Below are 20,763 nucleotides of genomic sequence, written 5' to 3'. Positions count from 1 at the left end.
CCGACCTATTGCCGCGTATATCGCGTACATCGCGTAGGTCGGATTAGGCCGAAGGCCGTAATCCGACAACACCCGAAAATAAACAATACCGAGGGCGCTTAGGCCGAAGGCCGTAATCCGACAATACTTTGAAACCATGCGATACCGACGCGCATCCCAGCCAGGCGGCAGCTTTTTCTTCACGGTGGTGGCGGCTCATCGCCGGCCCGTGTTTGCCACCGCCATTGCCGTGGATTTGCTGCGCGACGCTTTCCGCGCCGTGCGGCATCAACGGCCATTCGCTATCGATGCCATCGTCATCCTGCCTGACCATCTGCACTGCATCTGGACCTTGCCGGATAGTGATGCCGATTTCATGACGCGCTGGCGCTTGATCAAGGCGTGGTTCAGCAAGCGCTGCGATCTTGAAAATGTCTGGCAGCAGCGGTATTGGGAGCATGTCTTGCGCGATGAGCGCGACTTCGCAAACCACGTCGATTACATCCACTACAACCCCGTCAAGCATGACCTTGTGAACAAAGTCATCGATTGGCCGTATTCCAGTTTTCACCGGTATGCAAGGCAGGGATGGTGTGCTGCGGATTGGGGCGGGGATGGTGTGGATGTGGCGGGTGTCGGGCGGGAGTAGGCGGGGTCAACAATGTTGTCGGATTACGCTACGCTAATCCGACCTACCACGGCGTATTTTTTGCGTAGGTCGGATTAGGCCGTGAGGCCGTAATCCGACAACATCCGCAAGCAGGCAATACCCGATCTACACCTTCAAAAACTCCTCTTTTCCCCCCAGCCAGCGCGCCAGATGCGCTTCCACGGTGGCCGCCGCGGCCGCGGTGGTGGCATGCAGCAGATCGTGCGCCACGTCGCGTGCCTGATCTACTAACCATTGATCCGTCTCCAGGTCGGCGAAGCGCAGCATGGCCTGGCCGGACTGGCGCGCGCCGAGGAATTCCCCGGGGCCGCGGATTTCCAGGTCGCGGCGGGCGATTTCAAAACCGTCCGTCGTCTCGCGCATGGTCATCAAACGCTGGCGCGCCACGCCGCCCAGCGGGCCCTGATACAGCAGCAGGCAGACGCTGGCCGCCGTGCCGCGGCCCACGCGGCCGCGCAGCTGGTGCAGCTGTGACAAACCAAAACGCTCGGCGTGTTCGATCACCATCAGCGAGGCGTTCGGCACGTCGACGCCCACCTCGATGACGGTGGTGGCCACCAGCACGTGGATCTGGCCGGCGATGAAGGCATCCATCACTGCCTGCTTTTCCGCCGGCTTCAAACGGCCGTGCACGAGGCCCACCTGCAGCGCGGGCAGGGCTTCGGCCAGCATCATGTAGGTGTCGGTGGCCGTTTGCAGCTGCAGCGCTTCCGATTCCTCGATCAGCGGGCAGACCCAGTACACCTGCCGGCCTTCCAGCGCGGCCGCATACACGCGGGCGATGACTTCGTCGCGCCGGTTCTGGTCGATGGCGCGCGTGACGATGGGGCTGCGGCCCGGTGGCAGTTCGTCGATCACCGACACTTCCAGGTCGGCGTAATAGGTCATGGCCAGGGTGCGCGGGATCGGCGTGGCTGACATCATCAGCTGGTGCGGCACGGCCGCGCTGTCGCCCTTGTTGCGCAGGGTCAGGCGCTGGCCCACGCCGAAGCGGTGCTGCTCGTCGACGATGACCAGGCCCAGTTTGGCGAACAGCACGTTATCCTGGATCAGCGCATGCGTGCCGATCACCAGTTGCGCTTCGCCCGATTCGATCAGGGCCAGCGCCGCCGTCTTTTCTTTTTTCTTCAGGCTGCCCGTCAGCCACGCCACCTTCACGCCCAGCGGCTCCATCCAGGCGGCGATCTTGCGGAAGTGCTGCTCGGCCAGGATCTCCGTGGGCGCCATCAGCGCGGCCTGGTAGCCGCTGTCGATCGCCTGCGTGGCGGACAGGGCGGCGACGACCGTCTTGCCGCTGCCGACGTCGCCCTGCAGCAGACGCTGCATCGGATACGGCTGGTGCAGGTCGGCGCGGATTTCTTCGAGCACGCGCGCCTGCGCGCCCGTCAGCTTGAAGGGCAGGGCGGCGCCGAAGGCATTCGATAAAGTCCCGACGATGGGCAGGGACGCCGCGCCTTTTGAGCGGCGCGCGCGCTGGGCGCGTTTGAGCGACAGTTGCTGCGCCAGCAGCTCATCGAACTTCATGCGCACCCAGGCCGGGTGCGAGCGGTCCATCAGCGCGCTTTCATCGATGTCCTGCGGCGGATAGTGCAGCAGGTGCACGGCGGCGCGGAACGGCGACAGCTGCATTTGCTGCAGCAGCTCGTCGGGCAAGGTGTCTTGCCAGTCGATGCGGCGCATGGCGTCGGCGATCTCGCGCCGCAGCACGTGCTGCGACAAGCCTTCGCCGGACGGGTACACGGGCGTCAGCGCCGTGGGCAGCGGCGCGCCTTCGTTGACCACCTTATACGTCGGGTGCACCATCTCGGCGCCAAAAAAACCGTGTTTGAGTTCGGCGCGCGCACGCACGCGCGTGCCTTCGGCCAGTTGCTTGACCTGGCTGCCATAGAAATTCATGAAACGCAGCAGCAAATTGCCCGTTTCGTCGGCGATCGTCACCAGCAGCTGCTTGCGCGGCTTGAAATTGACTTCGCATTTGGTGACGACGCCCTCGACCTGCCACGACTCGCCGCCGCGCAGGCAGGCGTCGCGTATGGTGTAGACCTTGGTCTCGTCCTCGTAGCGCATCGGCAAGTGCAGCACCAGGTCCATATCCGTGCGCAAGCCCAGTTTGGCCAGCCGGCTTTCCGTGCTGACCACTTTTTTGACGGCTTTCGGCTTCGCGGCCGGCTTGGCTGCGGGAGGAAGATCGGGCTTGGGTTCGGACATATGCAAGGTTTTGGTGCCGCTAGCGTAAAATAGAGGGTTGTCCGGCACACCCTGTGCGTACCGCAGTCGGAAATTGTTGCGGCGGATTATTGTAATGCCTGTATAGGCGCACAGTATAGTGCCAGATGTTCCATTGCGCACTCCTAATCATTTTTGACGTACTTTTGAAGCAAAACGCATGTATTCGCTTTCCGATTTCGATTTTAATTTGCCGCAAGAAAACATTGCGCAAACTCCGTTGGCCGAGCGCAGCGCCTCGCGCCTGTTGCATCTGGACGGCGATACCCTGGTCGACCGCAGCTTTGCCGACATCGTCGGGCTGTTGCAGGCGGGCGACCTGCTGGTGATGAACGATACGCGCGTACTCAAGGCGCGCTTCTTTGGCGTCAAGGAAAGCGGCGGCAAGATCGAGGCGCTGGTCGAGCGCGTGCTCGACGAGCGCACCGTGCTGGCCCAGGTGCGCGCGTCGAAGTCGCCGCCGCCCGGCTGCCGCATCCGCCTGGCCGACGCCTTCGACGTCACGGTGGGCCAGCGCGCCGGCGAGTTCTTTACCTTGCACTTCGAGGCCGACGTGTTCGAGCTGATCGAGGCGCATGGCCGCTTGCCGCTGCCGCCCTACATCGAGCACGATGCCGACGAATTCGACGAAACGCGCTACCAGACCGTGTTCAACAAGGTGCCCGGCGCCGTCGCCGCACCGACGGCGGGCCTGCATTTCGACCAGGCCCTGCTCGACCAGTTGAAGGCCAAGGGCGTCAACTTTGCCTATGTGACCCTACACGTGGGCGCCGGCACCTTCCAGCCCGTGCGCACGGAAGTGCTGGCCGAGCACAAGATGCATACCGAGTGGTACACCATGCCGCAGGACACCGTCGACGCCGTGCGCGCCGCGCAGTTGGCCGGGCGCGACGTGGTCGCCGTCGGCACGACCAGCTTGCGCGCGCTGGAATCGGCTTCGCAAAGCGGCCAGCTGGTGGCGGGCAGCGCCGATACGGCCCTGTTCATCACGCCCGGCTATGCGTTTAAAACGGTGACGCGGCTGATCACCAACTTCCATTTGCCGAAGTCGACCCTGCTGATGCTGGTGTCGGCCTTTGCCGGCTATGAGCCGATCCGCAGCGCCTACGCGCATGCGATCGCGCAGAATTACCGCTTCTTCAGCTATGGCGATGCGATGCTGCTGACCACGCAATCGCGCGCTGCGCTGAACTTTGATACTCCCGTGAAAGACTGACCATGCTGGAATTTACACTACTCAAGACCGACACGAGCGGCCTGACCAAGGCACGCCGCGGCACCTTGAAACTCAACCATGGCGTAGTGCAGACGCCGATCTTCATGCCAGTGGGCACTTATGGCACCGTCAAGGCGATGTCGCCGCTGGAACTGAACGAGATCGATGCGCAGATCATCCTGGGCAACACGTTTCATTTGTGGTTGCGTCCAGGCAACACCGTCATGGAGAAATTCGGCGGTTTGCACGGTTTCATGGGCTGGAATAAGCCGATTTTGACGGATTCGGGCGGCTTCCAGGTGTTTTCGCTGGGTGCCATGCGCAAGATTACGGAAGAGGGCGTGCATTTCAATTCGCCCATCAACGGCGATAAACTGTTCCTCTCGCCGGAAGTGTCGATGCAGGTGCAGCGCGTCTTGAATTCCGATATCGTCATGCAGTTCGACGAATGCACGCCGTACGAGATTGAAGGCCGTCCAGCCACCATCGAGGAAGCGGCCAAGTCCATGCGCATGTCCTTGCGCTGGGCGCAGCGCTCGAAGGACGAGTTCCACCGCGGCGAGAACCCGAACGCGCTGTTCGGCATCGTGCAGGGCGGCATGTTCGAAATGCTGCGCGACGAGTCCTTGGCCAAGCTCGAAGAGATCGATTTCCCCGGCATCGCCATCGGCGGCCTGTCCGTCGGCGAGCCGAAGGAAGACATGATGCGCATGCTGGCCCACGTGGGCCCGCGCCTGCCGGCCAACAAGCCGCATTACCTGATGGGCGTGGGCACGCCGGAAGACCTGGTGGCCGGTGTCTCGAACGGCATCGACATGTTCGATTGCGTCATGCCGACGCGTAACGCCCGCAATGGCTGGCTGTTCACCCGTTTTGGCGACATCAAGATCAAGAACGCCAAGTACAAGGAAGACCAGGCGCCACTCGACGAGACCTGCAGCTGCTACGCCTGCCGCAATTTCTCGCGCGCCTATCTGCACCATCTGCACCGGTCCAAGGAAATCCTCGGCGCGCGCCTCAATACCATCCACAACCTGCATTACTACCTGGACTTGATGCGCCAGATGCGCGAGGCGCTCGATGAAGACCGTTTCCACGCGTTTACGCTGCAATTCCACGCAGAACGCGCACGCGGAACTTAAGAAAAGCTTAGCCTGCGCCCTGGCGGCAGCAGGGCTGGAAGTTTTGTGTATTGGTGCTTGGACGGGGGCGATAAAGCATTGCATAATGCCTTTTTAGCCCCATTTGAAGCTGCCATGCCTGCAATTGGAGGCTTGGCGGATTGCCAATGCTAGAATACAGCGCTATTTTTTCAAACTGATTAGAACTGGAGTCACCGTGTTTTTCATTTCCAACGCTTATGCGCAAGCCCCAACCGACGCCCTGGGCCTCGGCGGCAACCTGACCAGCTTCTTGCCGCTGGTATTGATGTTCGTGGTCATGTATTTCCTGATGATCCGCCCACAGCAAAAACGCGCCAAAGAACAACGGGCGATGATGGACGCGCTGGCCAAGGGTGACGAAGTCGTCACCGCTGGCGGCATGCTGGGCCGTGTTGTCAAGGTAGTGGACGCTTACGTCACCATCGAAGTGGCGACCGGCACCGAAATCACGGTGCAAAAGAGCTCCATCACTACCTTGCTGCCTAAAGGCACCCTGAAGGCGCTGTAATTCCTCGCTGTCATTGCCTAGGCAATGATGACCGGGGCGGCTATCCGCCGCCCCTCGCGACGCCTCCGACGCTCAACACTGAACGCTGAATCAATATGAATCGCTATCCTGCCTGGAAATACATCATCATCGTCGTCGCCTTATTGCTGGGCGCACTCTATACGGCACCCAATTATTTCGGTGAATCACCGGCGCTGCAAGTAACCAGCGGCAAGTCGACCGTCAAAGTGACGGGCGAACTGATGACGCAAGTCGCGGAAATATTGACGAAAGAAAACGTCAAGTCGGAAGGTGTCACCATGGATGGCGCTGGCAACCTCGCCTCCGTGCGCGTGCGTTTCGCCGATCCCGATACCCAGTTCAAGGCAAAACTGGTACTGGAAAAGGACCTCAATTCCGATGCCAGCGACCCCGCGTACATCGTGACGGTCAACCTGCAAGCGAACACCCCGATGTGGATGCAAAAGCTGCATGCCTTGCCCATGTTCCTGGGCCTGGACTTGCGCGGCGGCGTGCACTTCCTGATGCAGGTCGATGCGAAAGCCGTACTGAACAAGAAAGTCCAGGGCGTCCAGTCCGCCGCGCGTAGCGTGTTGCGCGACAAGAATATCCGCCACGCCGGCATCGAGCGCGTGGGCGACAGCGTGCAAATCAACTTCCGTGACGCGGAAACGCGCGTGAAAGCTAAAAATGTCCTGTCCGACCAGATGACGGAGCTGGCGTTCGCCGATGCGGGCGAAGGCAGCGATCTGAAACTGAACATCACCCTGAAACCGGCCGCCCTGAAAGCGACCATCGACGAAGGCGTGAAACAGAATATCTCCACCCTGTCCAAGCGCGTCAACGAGCTGGGCGTGGCCGAGCCGCTGATTCAGCAGCAGGGTCCTGACCGCATCGTGGTGCAACTGCCTGGCGTGCAGGACGTGGCCCGCGCGAAAGCCATCATCGGCCGCACGGCGACGCTGGAAGTGCGCCTGGTCGATGAAAGCATCGTGCCCAACACCGAACTGTCGAGCGCCATCCCGTTCAACTCGGAATTGTTTACCGTTGGCAAGGGCGTCCCTGTCGTGCTGTCGAAAGACGTGATCCTGACGGGCGACTATATCTCCAGCGCCACGGCCAGCTTCGACCAGAACCAGCAAGCGGCCGTGTCGATCGACCTGAACGGCGACGGCGGCCGCAAGATGCGCGAAGCGACGCGCGATCGCGTAGGCAAGCGCATGGCTATCGTGCTGTTTGAAAAGGGCAAGCCGGAAGTGCTGTCGGTGGCGACCATCCAGCAGGAACTCGGTTCGCGCTTCCAGATCACGGGCATGGGCGGCGCGGAAAACGCGAATGAACTGGCGCTGCTGCTGCGCTCGGGCGCCTTGTCCGCACCGATGACCGTCATCGAGGAACGCACGATCGGACCGCAACTGGGCGCCGAAAACATCGCCAAGGGCTTCCATTCGACCATGTATGGCTTCATCGCCATCGCCATCTTCATGATCGCCTACTACATGCTGTTCGGCGCCTTCAGCGTGCTGGCCCTGGCCACCAACCTGCTGCTGCTGGTCGGCTTGCTGTCCATGATCCAGGTGACGCTGACCTTGCCAGGTATCGCCGCGATCGCGCTGGCGCTGGGCATGGCGATTGACGCCAACGTGCTGATCAATGAACGTATCCGTGAAGAGTTGCGTGCCGGCAGTACGCCGCAAGCGGCGATCGCCGCCGGCTTCGACCGTGCATGGGCCACGATTCTCGACTCGAACGTGACCACCCTGATCGTCGGCCTGGCATTGCTGGCCTTCGGCAGCGGTCCCGTGCGCGGCTTTGCCGTCGTGCATTGCCTGGGCATCCTGACGTCGATGTTCTCCTCCGTGTTCGTGTCGCGCGGCGTGGTCAACCTCTGGTATGGCCGCAAGAAAAAGCTGACGACCTTGTCGATCGGCACGGTGTGGGTGCCGGGCACGAGCAAATAAGCGGCGGCCCCGACTCACCCAATAGCGACAACAGCGATCGCGTCCGGCGGCACAAGCGCCGGACGCACAGAATAGAACTCAGAGGATTTCATGGAATTTTTCCGGATCAAAAAAGATATTCCCTTCATGCGCCATGCGTTGATTTTCAACGTGATTTCGGCCGTGACCTTCCTTGCCGCCGTCTTCTTCCTGTTCCACAAGGGCTTGCACCTGTCCGTGGAATTCAAGGGCGGCACCGTGCTGGAGGTAAAGTACCCGAAAGCGGCCAACCTGGAAGGCATACGCGGCACCCTGATCAAGATGGGCTACGAAGAGCCTGGCGTGACCAGCTTCGATACGGCGCGCGACGTGATGATCCGCCTGCCGGTGGAAAAGGGCGTGACTGCCGCGAATACCTCGCAGCGCGTGTTCGAAACCCTGTGCAAGGTCGAGCAAGGCACGACCAAGGGCATCGATACCGTCACCGACAAGGGCGAGCATGTGCTCAAGAGCGCCTGCCTGGACGCCGCCGGTAATGAAGCGCTGGTGCTGCAAAAGGTTGAATTCGTCGGTCCGCAAGTGGGCGACGAATTGACGCAGAACGGTCTGAACGCGCTGGTGGTGGTGATTTTGGGCGTGATGGCATATCTGGCCGTGCGCTTCGAGTGGAAATACGCCGTTTCGGCCATTATCGCCAACTTGCATGACGTGGTGATCATCCTGGGCTTCTTCGCCTTCTTCGAATGGGAATTCTCGCTGACGGTACTGGCGGCCATCCTGGCGGTGCTCGGCTATTCCGTCAACGAATCGGTGGTGATCTTTGACCGTATCCGCGAAAACTTCCGCAAGCAGCGCAAGGCGACCGTGCATGAAGTGATCGACAGCGCGATCACCAGCACCATTTCGCGTACCATCATCACCCACGGTTCGACCCAGATGATGGTGCTGTCGATGCTGGTCTTCGGCGGCCAGACCCTGCACCATTTCGCACTCGCGCTGACCATCGGTATTTGCTTCGGCATTTACTCGTCCGTGTTCGTCGCGGCCTCGATCGCCATGTGGCTGGGCGTCAAGCGCGAAGACTTGATCAAGCCGGTCAAGGAAAAAGACGAAACCGACGGCGCCGTGGTGTAAGCGCAGTTGGTTGCATGACGAATTCAAGAACGATCACCCGCGCGGTGGTCGTTTTTTTTGTAACGGATGACGATGAAGCGTTTGATAGTGATGGGCCTCATGGCGGGCCTCGGCGCGCTGGCCAGCGCCGCGGAATTGCGCCGCGTAGGCAGCGATACCATCGCCCTGCGCGGCGCCATCGCCGAGGGCGACGTGGAGACGCTGCGGCAGCTGGCCACGCCAGGGACAACCGTGCTGCGCATCAATAGCGATGGCGGCGACCCGCAGGCGGCCATGCTGCTGGGGCGCTACTTGCGCCAGCGGCAATGGAGCCTCGCCATCGACACCGTGTGTGCCGGCAGCTGCGCCCTGTACGTTTTCCCGGCCACGCACCATACAAGCATTCCAGACACCGCCGTGCTGGCGTTGCAGGAGTCGGCCTTCCTGCGCGCGCAGGCAGGCCCGCAGCACATGCGCCGCAGCCTGATCGAGGCGGGCGTGCCGGCCGATGAGCTGGAGCGTGAAACAGCGGCGCTGGCCGTGCGACTGGCGCAGTTGGCGGCGCTGGAAGCGGCCTTTGCCGCGGAGCTGGGCATCGCCCCCGCCTTCTACCGCGATTTCCGGCAGGTGGCTGCGCAAGCCGATGGCGTGCGCCAGCGCTTCCCCGACCAGGAGGCGGTCGTCTACTGGTGGCCGGCTGCCGCCCGCCTGCAGCGCTGCTACGGCATCGCCGGCGTGGACGAGGGGACGCGCGCGGCGCGCCTGGCGCCCGACGGCTATCTGTACGTGCCGGCCCTGTCGGCCCTGGTGATGGGCGACCAGGCTTTGCAGGCTTGTCCATGAGCCGCAGCGGCCGTTTGTTCCTGCTGATGGACGCCATGCGCGCCAGGCGCGTGCCCGTCACGGCGGCCCAGCTGGCGCAGCAGCTGGGGGTATCGGAGCGCACGATTTACCGCGATATCCAGACCCTGGCCGAACTGGGCGCACCCCTGCAGGGCGAGGCCGGCATCGGCTATGTGCTGCGCCGCGGCGCCTTTTTGCCGCCGCTGATGTTCGGACCCGATGAACTGGAGGCGCTGGTGCTGGGCGCGCGCTGGGTGCGCCGGCAGGGCGATGCGGGCCTGGCGCAGGCGGCCAGCAATGCCCTGGCGAAGATCGCGGCCGCCTCGCCGCGCGACCTGCGCGACAGCATGGCCGAGACCAGCTTGTGGGTGCCGCTGGGCCGTCCCGCCGATGGCACGCAGCCTGCCGACCGCTACGTGCAGCCCGTGCGCGAGGCGATCCGCTATGAACAGAAGCTTACGCTCGCCTATCAGGATGAGCATGGCAGCGCCACCTCGCGCACGGTGTGGCCGTTTGCCCTGGCCTTTTTTGAAGGCAAGCGCCTGCTGGCCGCCTGGTGCGAGCTGCGCGGCGATTACCGGCATTTCCGCATCGACCGCATCGCCGACGTGCGGCAGCATGCGGAGCGCTATCCCACGCGGCGCCATGTGCTGCTCGATGCCTGGCGCAAGGCCCATGATATTGACCCGGAATCGTGAGATGCGCTCCTGACAAAAACTGTCAGTGACTGGTTCTACGATGGTGGCTTCTTCACTCACCGGAGTCATCCACCATGCGCCTGTACCACCACCCCATGTCTTCGAATGCCCGCCGTGCCCTGATGACGGCGATCCACCTTGGCCTGCCGCTGGAATTGGCCGAAGTCGACCTGATGAATGCTGACGACCGCCGCCGCCTGGCCGAACTGAACCCGAACGGCAAGGTGCCCGTGCTGGCCGATGGCGATTTCCTGCTGTGGGAATCGTGCGCCATCATGCAATATCTGGCCGAGCAGGTGCCGGGCCAGACGATGTATCCGCAGGCGCCGCAAGCGCGCGCCGACGTCAACCGCTGGCTGTTCTGGGCCGCGCAGCATTTCGCGCCGGCCATCAGCGTGCTGGCCTGGGAACGCGCCTGGAAGGGCATGACGGGCAATGGTCCGGCGGACCCGCTGGAAGAGGCGCGCGGCGAGCGCGATTTGCATGAGTGCGCCGTGGTGCTGGACGCGCATCTGGCGCAGCGCAGCTGGCTTTGCGGCGATGCCTTGACCCTGGCCGATTTCGCCGTGGCCGCGCCGCTGATGTACAGCGAGGCCGTGCGGCTGCCGCTGGCGCAGTACCAGCACATCGAGGCCTGGTTTGCCCGCGTGCGGCAGCTGCGCGCCTGGCAGGAAACGGACGTGCAGCTGCTGCCGGGATAATCTGCGCACTACGTGTGCCAGCGCACGGAGCCGGCACGGCGGCACGCATAAGATAGGGCTGTCTCTTTCAGGACATCCCTAGCTTTGGACTTTACCCGCTTTCGAGCGGGTTTTTTTTGTCTGGAGCTTGATAATTTGATTTTCGCTGCACAGATGGGGCGTCTCCCACTGCAAGCAGGTACGCCATGTTCATGCCACGCCATCCGAAGCCACTCTTGAGTACCCGGGCGGTCGCCACGCAAGTCGCCCAGCAGAAGCAGAGAACGCAGGCCATGGACAAGCATGTGCTGATCGTCGACGTGCCGAAGCCGGCGCCAGGCGTGCCGATCATGCCGCCGGTGCCGGTAAAACAGGATTAATGCACGAGCACCTTCAGCAGCGACTGCACTTCATCGTCCGATTCTTCCATGATGCTCGACAGGGTCGCATCGCCGATCACGCAATCGATGCTGCCGGCGGCGCGGGCGGCGCGCACGGCGATGGCAGCCGGGCTTTCGTTGAGCGGCGACGAGACGGGCGCCAGGTCATTTGCCAGCAGCAAGGTGTCGCCCAGCGATTCGGGCGGGATGGCGCGCAAGCCTTCCCACAGCGCCGCGATGGCGCCCATCACCGCTTCCGGCACCTTCAGTTTGGTCAATACGCCATGGCCGATGGCTTGTTCGCCATGTTCGACCCAGTCCTGCGGTTCGCCGTCGAGGATGCCGGGGAATTCGGCTGCGCGCGACAGCAGATAAAAGCCGCCCACTTCATGCATGATGCCGGCAAACAGGGCCGTATCGGGGTCTACCCTGGTGACGCGGCGAGCCAGTACCTGCGACAGGGCCGCCACATGGGCCGTATGTTCCCACAGCTGCCTGGCCTTCGCCTGCAGCACGGGATCGGTAATGGTGCTGCCCAGCTGGCGCACGATCAGCGACGCTACCACCGACTGCAGGGTACGCACGCCGAGCCGTTGCACGGCATTGCGCACGCTGGTGATTTCGTTGCCGGAACGGTTGAACGCCACGGAATTGGCGATGGCCACCGTGCGCGCGGCCAGCAGCGGGTCGGCTTGCACCAGCTTGGCGGCGGCCTCGATATGGCAGTCGGGATCGGCCAGCGCCTCTTGCAGCTTGAGCGAAGCGTTCACATTGGCAGGAAAGGTCAGCTCGCCACGAGCGGCTTGTGCGGCGATGCTTTTAAAGGCGTCGAGTCTGTTCATTGAAAAAATTATACTCGCAATATTTCCGTACGGAACTTTTTAACCGTGATCTTTTCGCAAACAAGCAAGTAAAAGGCAAGTAAACCCCCGTAAACGGAAAAAGGCATGCCTATATCGGTGGCATGCCTTTTTTAACGACAGCGATCGTCAATCGTTATTACAACGATTCACTAAATATCGCGTCGCAGCCTTCGACCAGCTCGTCGCTGTCTTCCAGCTCATCCGTCAAGCCCAGGTCGAAGAGTTCCTCGACGGCATTCATGAAGCTGTTGTGCTTGGTGGCGCCGATCAGGCGGTAGATTTCGCCGTCTTCGTTGCGCACGCCGATGATCAGTTTTTCCTGGCGTACCAGTTCCGGCGTGCTGGCGTTGAGCAGCAGGTTGCCGATGATGTGTTTATCGAAATGAGCAGGCTTTTTGCCTTCGAGCAGTGAGGTTTTCAACTTGGTTTCCTTTGTCTTGTTTGAATGTCTGTGCTTGGTGAATTATTAACTGTGGCCATTGGCGATGGCATGTTTCAGGCTTGCCAGGATGGTTTCCAAACGCATGAAATCGTCTTCGGTATAGCCGTCGAACAGGCGCTGGCCCTGTTTTGTCAGTTTGGGGAACACGTCATGGAACACCTGTTCCCCCTCGCAGCTCAGGCGCACGTAATAGGAACGCTTGTCGCGCGGACAACGTTCGCGGATTACCAGCCCCTTCTGTTCCAGCCGTTCCACCACGCCCGTCAAGGTACCCTTGGTAATCAGGGTTTTCTGGCCCAGTTCCTTGTAGGACATGCCACAGGTGTTGCCGAGCGTGGCGATGATGTCGAATTGCGCATGCGTCAAGCCGTACTGGCGCACGAAGTCGCCAGAAAACCGCTCGAAGCCTTGCATGCATTCGGCCAGCAGCCGGATACTTTTTAAATATCGTTCACCCATGGGGGGGATTATATCCTTCCGCCCCGCTTTTTTCCGCCGCGCCAGGATGCGCCCTTGCATGCGGGTCTCGATGGGGCGGAAGTCCGGTATCATGTGGGCAACTCAGCCCTTGTCCCTGGTCCGCCTCGCCGATGTCCTTCGCTAATCTTTCCCGTATCGGCCTCGACAAACCGCTGCGTTTGCTGCTGGTGCATGCCGGCGATGCCGAGTCGATCACCTGGGCCGGCCTGGTGCAGCCGCTGCGCCTGTGTGCGCGGGCGCTGGGGCCGGACGCGCTGCGACTGGACGTGCGCACACCGGAACAGGTGGCCGCGCAGGGCGGCAACTGGCATATCGCGCTGCTGGTTGCCGATGAAACGCAGGCGCCGCTGCGCGCCGAGCTGTGCCGGGCCGTGATCGAGCGCTGCCGTTCGGCGCCGTTCTGGGGCGGCGTGGGCGCGGCCGTGCTGTGGCTGGCCGACGCGGGCGTCATGGATGGCGTGCGCATCGCCTTGCCGTGGGCCCTGTACGCGGATGCGGAAGCGAAGGCGGAACGGGCCATTTTGACGCCGCATCTGTTCGACATCGACGGCCCGCACATCACCTGTTGCGGCGGCGCGGCCAGCATCGACTTTTCGCTGACGCTGATCGAGACCATCTTTGGCGCCGACGTGCAGGCGCTCGTCAAGGAAGCGCTGTGCGTGGACAAGGTGCGCGGCAAGGAAGAGCGTCAGAGGGTGGCCTTGCAGGCGCGTTTCGGCGTGCTGCAGCCGAAATTGTCCGAAGCGGTCACCTTGATGGAAGCCAATATCGAGGAGCCGCTGTCGACCGATGATATCGCCAGCCTGGTGGGCCTGTCGCGGCGCCAGCTGGAACGGCTGTTCAAGCAATACCTGGGCAGCCTGCCATCGCGCTACTACCTGGAGCTGCGCCTGCAGCGCTCGCGGCAATTGTTGCTTGATACGCATTATTCCATCGTGCAAGTGGGCCTGATGTGCGGCTTTTCTTCCGGTTCGCACTTTTCCACCGCGTTTGGCACCCTGTTTGGCAATACGCCCCGCGAAGAGCGGCAGCGCAAGCTCATGCCCCCCGCTTGATTCAAGCAAGCCCGGCTGTGATGAATTGTGAAAATCCTTGTCGCAGATTCAAAAGAGTTTTAGCATCCCGCTTTTTATAATGCAGTACACACGTAGCTGTCGTAGCTGCGGAGTACCTAACATATTGATGGGGAAATGCTATGAATGCCAAGCTTGATTCGACCGTAACGGCTCGTCCAGTCACCCGGGAAACCTTTGACCAGGTCCTCGTTCCTACCTACGCCCCTGCAGCCATGGTGCCCGTGCGCGGTTCCGGTCTGGATCTGTGGGACCAGACCGGCAAGCATTACCTCGATTTCACCTCCGGCATCGCCGTCAACAGCCTGGGCCACTGCCATCCTGTGCTGGTCGACGTGCTGACCAAGCAAATCAATAATTTGTGGCATTTGGGCAACGGCTACACCAACGAGCCTGTGCTGCGCCTGGCGCTGGCCCTGACGGAAGCTACTTTTGCCGACCGCGCCTTCTTCTGCAACTCGGGCGCGGAAGCCAACGAAGCGGCCCTGAAGCTGGCGCGCAAGTATGCGCACACCAAGTTCGGCGCGCACAAGTCGCGCATCATCTCGTGCTTCAGCTCCTTCCACGGCCGCACCCTGTTTACGGTCTCCGTCGGCGGCCAGGCCAAGTACACGGAAGGCTTCGAGCCGCTGCCGCCGTCGATCGACCACATCGCCTACAACGACATCGAAGCGGCGCGCGCCGCCATCGGCGATGACGTGTGCGCCGTGATCGTCGAGCCGGTACAAGGCGAAGGCGGCGTGGTGCCGGGCAATCCTGAATTCCTCAAAGAGCTGCGCGCCCTGTGCGACAAGACGGGCGCCCTGTTGATTTTCGACGAAGTCCAGAGCGGCATGGGCCGCACTGGCGCCTTGTTCGCCTACATGGGCTACGGCGTCACGCCGGACATCCTGACGGCCGCCAAGGCGCTGGGCAACGGCTACCCGATCGGCGCCATGCTGACCACAAATGAACTGGCGCAGACCCTGGCCGTCGGCACCCACGGCACCACCTACGGCGGCAACCCGCTGGCCGCCACCGTGGCCCTGACCGTGCTGGAGACGATCAACACGCCGGCATTCCTGGCGCGCGTGAAAGAAGCGAGCGTCAACACCATCGCCATGCTGCAAGGCTTGATCACGGATTACCCGCAAGTGTTCTCCATCGTGCGCGGCAGCGGTTTGCTGCTGGGCCTGGTCGTCAGCGATGCTTACAAAGGCCGCGCGAAAGACATCCAGAAGGCGGCCGAAGCGCAAGGCTTGATGGTGCTGATCGCCGGCATGGACGTGGTGCGCCTGGCGCCGGCCCTGATCGTCTCGGACGAGCAGATTGCCGAAGCGGGCCGTCTGCTGCGCGCCGCCATCGACGGCATGCTGAAAGCCTGAGGCTAGCCTCGCTCCCTGTTTGATCACCGGCCCGCCGCTTTGCTGCGGGCCGGCTTGGTTCTACCCTGGCATTACCAGCATTGAAGGAGTACCCATGTATGTTGTCCGTCCGGTAGAAATTGCGGATATTGCAGCCCTCGAAGCGCTGGCCGCAGTCACCATGCCGGGTGTCCATACCCTGCCGAAGACGCGCGAAAAAATCGCCGCCTCCGTCGAGCGCTCCATCGCCTCGTTTGCCGCCCATGTCGACATCCCCAGCGAAGAGTCGTATCTCTTCGTGCTTGAATCCCTGCCCGACAAGAGCATTTTTGGTACGGCCGCCATCTTCGCCTCGGCCGGCTCGAACGGTACCTATTTTTCCTTTCGCAACGACGTCATCCAGCAAGTCTCGCGCGACCTGAACATCAGCCACAGCGTGCATGCGCTGACCCTGTGTTCCGAACTGACGGCGTATTCGCAGCTGTCCGGCTTTTACGTGCGCAACATGGAGCAGGCGGGGCTGGAAGCGGCCTTGCTGTCGCGCGCGCGGCTGCTGTTTGCCGTACTGGCACCGCACCGCTTCGGCGACCGCTTCTTCGTGCCGCTGGCCGGCATCACGGACGCCAACGGCCAGTCGCCGTTCTGGGATGCGCTGGGCCGCAAGTTCTTCCAGATGGATTTCCTCGATGCCGAAAAAGTCATCGGCGGCGCGCGCAACCGCACCCTGATCGTTGAACTGATGCCGCATTACCCCGTCTACGTGCCGCTGCTGCCCGGCGACGCGCAGGCGGCCATGGGCCAGATCCATCCGAGCGGCGAACTGGCATTTAATCTGCTGACGGAAGAAGGCTTTGAAGCCGACGATTACATCGACATCTTCGATGGCGGTCCGATCCTGCAGGCGCACAAGCATGCGCTGCGCTCGTTTACAGGCTCGCTCACGCGCCGCGTCGTCGCGGGCGTCACGCCCAGCCGCACGGGCCTGAAAGTGCACTATGCGGTCGCTTCGGGCGCCGAACGCAATTTCCGCGCCGTGACTTTTACCTGCGATGCGCTCGAAGCGCAGGACAGCGTCGGCTTGCCGGCAGACTTGCTCGAGGCGCTGGCCGTGGCCGAAGGCGACAGCGTCATTTGCGTGCGTATCTAAGGGAGTTAATTTTATGCTAGTAGTACGCGCCATCAATGCCAATGATCTCGATGCCCTGTATGGCCTGGCCAGCCAGGTCGGCACCGGCATGACCACCCTCAAGCCGGACATGAAAATGCTGGGCGACCGCCTGGCCATCGCCTGCGCCTCGTTCGCCGAAACCATCGCGCCCGAAAAGCGCGACTACATGTTCGTCATGGAGGATACCGACACGGGCCGCCTTGCCGGCGTGTGCGCCATCAAGGGCGCCGTGGGCCTGGAAGAGCCGTTCTATAACTACCGCATCGGCACCCTGGTCCATTCCAGCCGCGAGCTCGACGTGTTTACGCGCATGGAAACGCTGTACCTGTCGAACGACCTGACGGGCAGCACGGAACTGTGCTCGCTGTTTTTGCACCCCGATTACCGCAGCGGCAACAACGGCAAGCTGCTGTCGAAAAGCCGCTTCCTCTTCATCGCCCAGTTCCCGCACCTGTTTACGGAAAAGCTGATCGCGGAAATGCGCGGCTACCAGGCGCCGGACGGCAGCTCGCCGTTCTATGAAGGCCTGGGCCGCCACTTCTTCAAGATGGATTTCCACCACGTCGACGACTTGACGAGTCTGGGAAAAAAATCGTTCATCGCCGAACTGATGCCGCGCCAGCCCATGTACGTGGCCTACCTGCCCGATGAAGCGCAGGAAGTCATCGGCAAGGTGCATCTGAGCACGGCGCCCGCGCGCCGCCTGCTGGAACAGGAAGGCTTGCACTTCGAAGGCTATGTCGACATTTTCGACGCCGGTCCCGTGCTGCAGGCGCGCGTCTCCGAACTGCGCGCCATGCGCGACAGCATGCCGGCCGTGCTCGACGCCGCGACTGTGCCAGTGCCTGCGCCGGAAGTGTGCGGCGACCTTGCCCAGGCCGAACCTTACCTGGTGTCGAACACCGACCTGAAAGATTTCCGCATGATCGTCACCAGCGCCAATCCGCACAGCGGCAAGATCGCGCTCGATGACGATGAACTGCATCTGCTGCGCTGCCATCACGGCGACACCGTGCGCACCTTGTCACTCAACCCGAGGAAGCATCCCCATGTCTAACGTATTGAATCCATCTGCCGCAGCATCGAACTTCATCAACGGCGCCTGGCTGCCAGGCACGGGCCGTGAACTGCTCACCATCGATCCGTCGAACGGCAAGCAGACCTGGGCCAGCCTGGAAGCGACGGAACACGAAGTCGAACAGGCGTGCCAGGCCGCCCGCGCCGCCTTTGACGCGTGGGCCGATACGCCCGTCGACGAGCGCATCGCCATCTGCGTGCGCTTTCGCGAACTGCTGAAGGAACACGCGGAAGCGCTGGCGCTGCTGATCTCGGAAGAAGTGGGCAAGCCGCTGTGGGAGTCGCGCACGGAAGTGGCCACCATGGCCAACAAGATCGATATCTCGGTGCAGTCGTACAACGCGCGCACGGGCATCACGCAAAGCAAGATCGCCGATGGCGACGCCGTGCTGCGCCACCGCCCGCATGGCGTGTTCGGCGTTTTCGGCCCATACAATTTCCCCGGCCACCTGCCGAATGGCCACATCGTGCCGGCCCTGATCGCTGGTAACACCATCGTCTTCAAGCCCAGCGAATATGCGCCGCGCACGGCCGTCAAAACCGTGCAGCTATGGCAGCAGGCCGGCTTGCCCAATGGCGTCGTCAACCTCGTCAACGGCGGGCGCGATACGGGCGTGGCCCTGGGCGCGAATGCCCACCTCGACGGCGTGCTGTTTACGGGTTCCTGCCAGACGGGCATCAGCCTGCACCGCCAGTTCGGCGGCCAGCCGGGCAAGATGCTGGCGCTGGAAATGGGCGGCAACAACGCTTTAGTGGTGTGGGACGTCAAGGACGTCGACGTGGCCGTGCACCACGCGATCTTCTCCGCCTTTGTCTCGGCCGGCCAGCGCTGCACGTGCGCGCGCCGCCTGGTGGTGCAGGACAATGCAGCGGGTTCTGCCTTCGTTGCGCGCCTGGTGGAAGTGGCCGCGAAACTGGGCATCGGCGCGTCCGACGCGCAGCCGCAGCCGTTCATGGGCCCTGTGGTCTCGAGCGCCGTGGCCGCGCGCCTGGTGCAGGCGCAATCGGACATGGTCGCCAGGGGCGGCACCACCTTGCTGCAGATGCGCCAGTTGAATCCCGAGGCGGGATTTGTCACGGCCGGCATCGTCGACGTCACTGATGCTGTCGGCATTCCCGACGAAGAATGGTTCGGCCCTCTGCTGCAAGTGATACGCGTGGCTGATTTCAACGCGGCCCTGAAGGTTGCCAACGCCACCGAATTCGGCCTGGCTGCGGCGCTGCTGTCCGACGATCCGGCCCTGTGGCAAACGTTCCAGACGCGCGCGCGCGCCGGCATCATCAACTGGAACCGTCCGACGACGGGCGCGGCCAGCACGGCGCCGTTCGGCGGCATCGGCAAGTCGGGCAACCACCGTCCGAGCGCGTATTACGCGGCTGACTATTGCGCCTACCCGGTCGCCTCGATCGAGAACAGCGCGCTGGAAATGCCGGCCAAGCTGTCGCCCGGCCTGAATTTTTAAGAAGGTTTCATAAGGAATACCCATGCACAGCACGCGCGAATACAACTTTGACGGCCTGGTCGGCCCATCGCATAACTATGCGGGACTCTCGTTCGGCAACGTGGCCTCGTTCAGCAATGTGAAAAGCGCTTCGAATCCGAAGCAGGCCGCCTTGCAGGGCCTGGCCAAGATGCGCGCGCTGGCCGCGCGCGGCTTTGCGCAAGCCTTGCTGCCGCCGCAGGACCGGCCCAATTTCCGCCTGCTGCGCTCCATCGGTTTCACGGGCACGGATGCCGAGGTGCTGGCGCGCGCGTGCAAGGAATCGCCGGTGATCCTGGCATGCGCGTATTCCGCCTCGCCCATGTGGACGGCGAACGCCGCCACGGTCAGCCCGTCGGCCGACACGCAGGATGGCCGCGTGCATTTCACGGCCGCCAACCTGAACAACAAGCTGCACCGCGCCTTCGAGCACGCGCAGTCGGCGCGCAGCCTGCGCGCCATCTTCAGCGACGACAAGCACTTCGCCGTGCACGACGCGCTGCCGTCCACTCCCGCCTTTGGCGACGAGGGCGCGGCCAACCACACGCGTCTGGGCGCCAGCCACGGCGCGCCATCGGTGGAGTTGTTCGTGTATGGCCGGGTGGAGTTCGATCCTTCCGCGCCGTCGCCGAAGCGCTACCCGGCGCGCCAGACGCTGGAAGCGTCGCAAGCCGTGGCGCGCCTGCATGGCCTCGATGCGAAGCGCACCGTGTACGTGCAGCAGAATCCGGACGTGATCGACCAGGGCGTGTTCCATAACGACGTCATCGCCGTTGGCAATGGCAATGTGCTGTTCTATCACGAGCAGGCGTTTGCCGATGAAGAGGCAAGCTTGTCGCAGCTGCATCGCGCCGTCGCCGCCACGGGCGCGCAACTGGATGCGCTGCGCGTGGACACGGGCCAGGTGCCGATCCAGGATGCGGTGAGCAGCTATCTGTTCAACAGCCAGTTGCTGACGAAAGAGGGCGGCAAGATGGCGCTGGTGATACCGCAGGAATGCCAGGAAAACCGCGCCGTGTCGCGCTACCTGGAAGGCCTGGTGGCCAGTGGTGGTCCGATTGACGAACTGATACATTTCGACCTGCGCCAGAGCATGCGCAACGGCGGCGGGCCCGCCTGCCTGCGTTTGCGCGTGGCCCTGACGCAAACCGAGGCGCGCGCCATGCATCAGGGCGTGATCATGACGGAAACGCTGTACCATCGGCTGGTGCAGTGGGTGGAAAAACACTACCGCGACCATCTGGAGCCGGGCGACCTGGCCGACCCGCAGCTGGCGCTGGAAGTGCATGCGGCGCTTGAAGAATTGACGATCATCCTCAACTTACCTGGATTGTACGACTTGTAGGCGATAGAAAAAACACAGAAAAAATCCGAGACAACTATCCGTAGCACAGACAGAATTGGACGGGCGACCCCCGTC

The 20,763-nt window shown here is 62.5% G+C and carries 20 protein-coding genes; 16 read left to right on the top strand and 4 right to left on the bottom strand.

Annotated elements, in window-relative coordinates; translation table 11 throughout:
• Nucleotides 1-136: 136 nt before the first annotated feature.
• Nucleotides 137-628 (top strand): REP-associated tyrosine transposase, encoded by a 492-nt coding sequence (locus CLU91_RS14815; RefSeq protein ID WP_100874776.1) that lies wholly within the window; start codon nt 137-139, stop codon nt 626-628.
• A gap of 126 nt (nt 629-754) precedes the next feature.
• On the opposite strand, the gene recG is transcribed toward CLU91_RS14815, so the two are convergent.
• Nucleotides 755-2,857 (bottom strand): ATP-dependent DNA helicase RecG, encoded by a 2,103-nt coding sequence (recG, locus tag CLU91_RS14810; RefSeq protein WP_100874775.1) that lies wholly within the window; start codon nt 2,855-2,857, stop codon nt 755-757.
• 178 nt (nt 2,858-3,035) lie between these two features.
• Between recG and queA the strand changes: the two genes are divergently transcribed.
• The 9 genes from queA (at nt 3,036) to CLU91_RS27895 (ending at nt 11,416) form a co-directional block, all read left to right on the top strand.
• Nucleotides 3,036-4,091: a tRNA preQ1(34) S-adenosylmethionine ribosyltransferase-isomerase QueA gene (queA, locus tag CLU91_RS14805; RefSeq protein ID WP_100874774.1), complete on the top strand. Its 1,056-nt coding sequence runs from the start codon at nt 3,036-3,038 to the stop codon at nt 4,089-4,091.
• A 2-nt stretch (nt 4,092-4,093) separates the two neighbouring features.
• Nucleotides 4,094-5,233, top strand: a complete 1,140-nt coding sequence (gene tgt / locus CLU91_RS14800) for a tRNA guanosine(34) transglycosylase Tgt (RefSeq protein WP_071075171.1) — start codon at nt 4,094-4,096, stop codon at nt 5,231-5,233.
• A gap of 196 nt (nt 5,234-5,429) precedes the next feature.
• Nucleotides 5,430-5,762, top strand: coding sequence for a preprotein translocase subunit YajC (yajC, locus tag CLU91_RS14795; protein ID WP_034745505.1), 333 nt, complete (start codon nt 5,430-5,432; stop codon nt 5,760-5,762).
• A 95-nt stretch (nt 5,763-5,857) separates the two neighbouring features.
• Nucleotides 5,858-7,723, top strand: coding sequence for a protein translocase subunit SecD (gene secD, locus CLU91_RS14790; protein ID WP_100874773.1), 1,866 nt, complete (start codon nt 5,858-5,860; stop codon nt 7,721-7,723).
• Nucleotides 7,724-7,813: 90 nt separating this feature from the next.
• Complete coding sequence (gene secF / locus CLU91_RS14785) at nt 7,814-8,836, top strand: protein translocase subunit SecF (protein ID WP_100874772.1); 1,023 nt, start codon at nt 7,814-7,816, stop codon at nt 8,834-8,836.
• Between the two features lie 72 nt (nt 8,837-8,908).
• The gene (locus CLU91_RS14780) at nt 8,909-9,658 is read left to right on the top strand and encodes a hypothetical protein (protein WP_157814701.1); all 750 of its coding nucleotides are present in this window, start codon (nt 8,909-8,911) and stop codon (nt 9,656-9,658) included.
• Nucleotides 9,655-10,356, top strand: a complete 702-nt coding sequence (locus tag CLU91_RS14775; protein ID WP_198521338.1) for a helix-turn-helix transcriptional regulator — start codon at nt 9,655-9,657, stop codon at nt 10,354-10,356. Before CLU91_RS14780 ends, CLU91_RS14775 begins: the two co-directional genes overlap by 4 nt.
• A gap of 74 nt (nt 10,357-10,430) precedes the next feature.
• Nucleotides 10,431-11,057, top strand: a complete 627-nt coding sequence (locus CLU91_RS14770; protein ID WP_100874770.1) for a glutathione S-transferase family protein — start codon at nt 10,431-10,433, stop codon at nt 11,055-11,057.
• A gap of 185 nt (nt 11,058-11,242) precedes the next feature.
• Nucleotides 11,243-11,416: a hypothetical protein gene (locus CLU91_RS27895; protein ID WP_157814700.1), complete on the top strand. Its 174-nt coding sequence runs from the start codon at nt 11,243-11,245 to the stop codon at nt 11,414-11,416.
• Here the strand turns inward: CLU91_RS27895 and CLU91_RS14765 are convergent.
• The 3 genes from CLU91_RS14765 to CLU91_RS14755 form a co-directional block, all read right to left on the bottom strand.
• Nucleotides 11,413-12,258, bottom strand: a complete 846-nt coding sequence (locus tag CLU91_RS14765) for an HDOD domain-containing protein (protein ID WP_100874769.1) — start codon at nt 12,256-12,258, stop codon at nt 11,413-11,415. The genes CLU91_RS27895 and CLU91_RS14765 overlap by 4 nt on opposite strands.
• 157 nt (nt 12,259-12,415) lie before the next feature.
• A complete protein-coding gene (locus CLU91_RS14760; RefSeq protein ID WP_034778933.1) occupies nt 12,416-12,700 on the bottom strand; it encodes a hypothetical protein in 285 nt (94 codons plus the stop codon).
• A 45-nt stretch (nt 12,701-12,745) separates the two neighbouring features.
• Nucleotides 12,746-13,180: a MarR family winged helix-turn-helix transcriptional regulator gene (locus CLU91_RS14755; protein ID WP_198521337.1), complete on the bottom strand. Its 435-nt coding sequence runs from the start codon at nt 13,178-13,180 to the stop codon at nt 12,746-12,748.
• 131 nt (nt 13,181-13,311) lie between these two features.
• Here CLU91_RS14755 and CLU91_RS14750 point away from each other — a divergent pair, with 131 nt between their 5' ends.
• The 6 genes from CLU91_RS14750 to astB all read left to right on the top strand — a co-directional run bounded on the left by CLU91_RS14750 (nt 13,312) and on the right by astB (nt 20,688).
• Nucleotides 13,312-14,256, top strand: coding sequence for a GlxA family transcriptional regulator (locus CLU91_RS14750; protein ID WP_100874768.1), 945 nt, complete (start codon nt 13,312-13,314; stop codon nt 14,254-14,256).
• Nucleotides 14,257-14,396: 140 nt separating this feature from the next.
• On the top strand, nt 14,397-15,638 hold the full coding sequence (gene astC, locus CLU91_RS14745) for an acetylornithine/succinylornithine family transaminase (protein ID WP_100874767.1): 1,242 nt from the start codon (nt 14,397-14,399) through the stop codon (nt 15,636-15,638).
• 94 nt (nt 15,639-15,732) lie between these two features.
• On the top strand, nt 15,733-16,764 hold the full coding sequence (locus tag CLU91_RS14740) for an arginine N-succinyltransferase (RefSeq protein ID WP_100874766.1): 1,032 nt from the start codon (nt 15,733-15,735) through the stop codon (nt 16,762-16,764).
• A gap of 13 nt (nt 16,765-16,777) precedes the next feature.
• Nucleotides 16,778-17,842 carry an arginine N-succinyltransferase gene (gene astA, locus CLU91_RS14735; RefSeq protein WP_100874765.1) on the top strand — a complete coding sequence of 355 codons (1,065 nt, stop codon included), beginning with the start codon at nt 16,778-16,780 and terminating at the stop codon, nt 17,840-17,842.
• Nucleotides 17,835-19,325 (top strand): succinylglutamate-semialdehyde dehydrogenase, encoded by a 1,491-nt coding sequence (gene astD / locus CLU91_RS14730; RefSeq protein WP_100874764.1) that lies wholly within the window; start codon nt 17,835-17,837, stop codon nt 19,323-19,325. The genes astA and astD overlap by 8 nt, the downstream gene beginning before the upstream one ends.
• A 22-nt stretch (nt 19,326-19,347) precedes the next feature.
• Nucleotides 19,348-20,688: an N-succinylarginine dihydrolase gene (astB, locus tag CLU91_RS14725; protein ID WP_100874763.1), complete on the top strand. Its 1,341-nt coding sequence runs from the start codon at nt 19,348-19,350 to the stop codon at nt 20,686-20,688.
• Nucleotides 20,689-20,763: the final 75 nt, after the last annotated feature.

Source organism: Janthinobacterium sp. 64, assembly GCF_002813325.1.
Taxonomy (GTDB): Bacteria; Pseudomonadota; Gammaproteobacteria; order Burkholderiales; family Burkholderiaceae_D; genus Janthinobacterium.
Note: the sequence above shows the minus strand (reverse complement) of the source record. Positions and strands in the feature narration are given on the sequence as shown.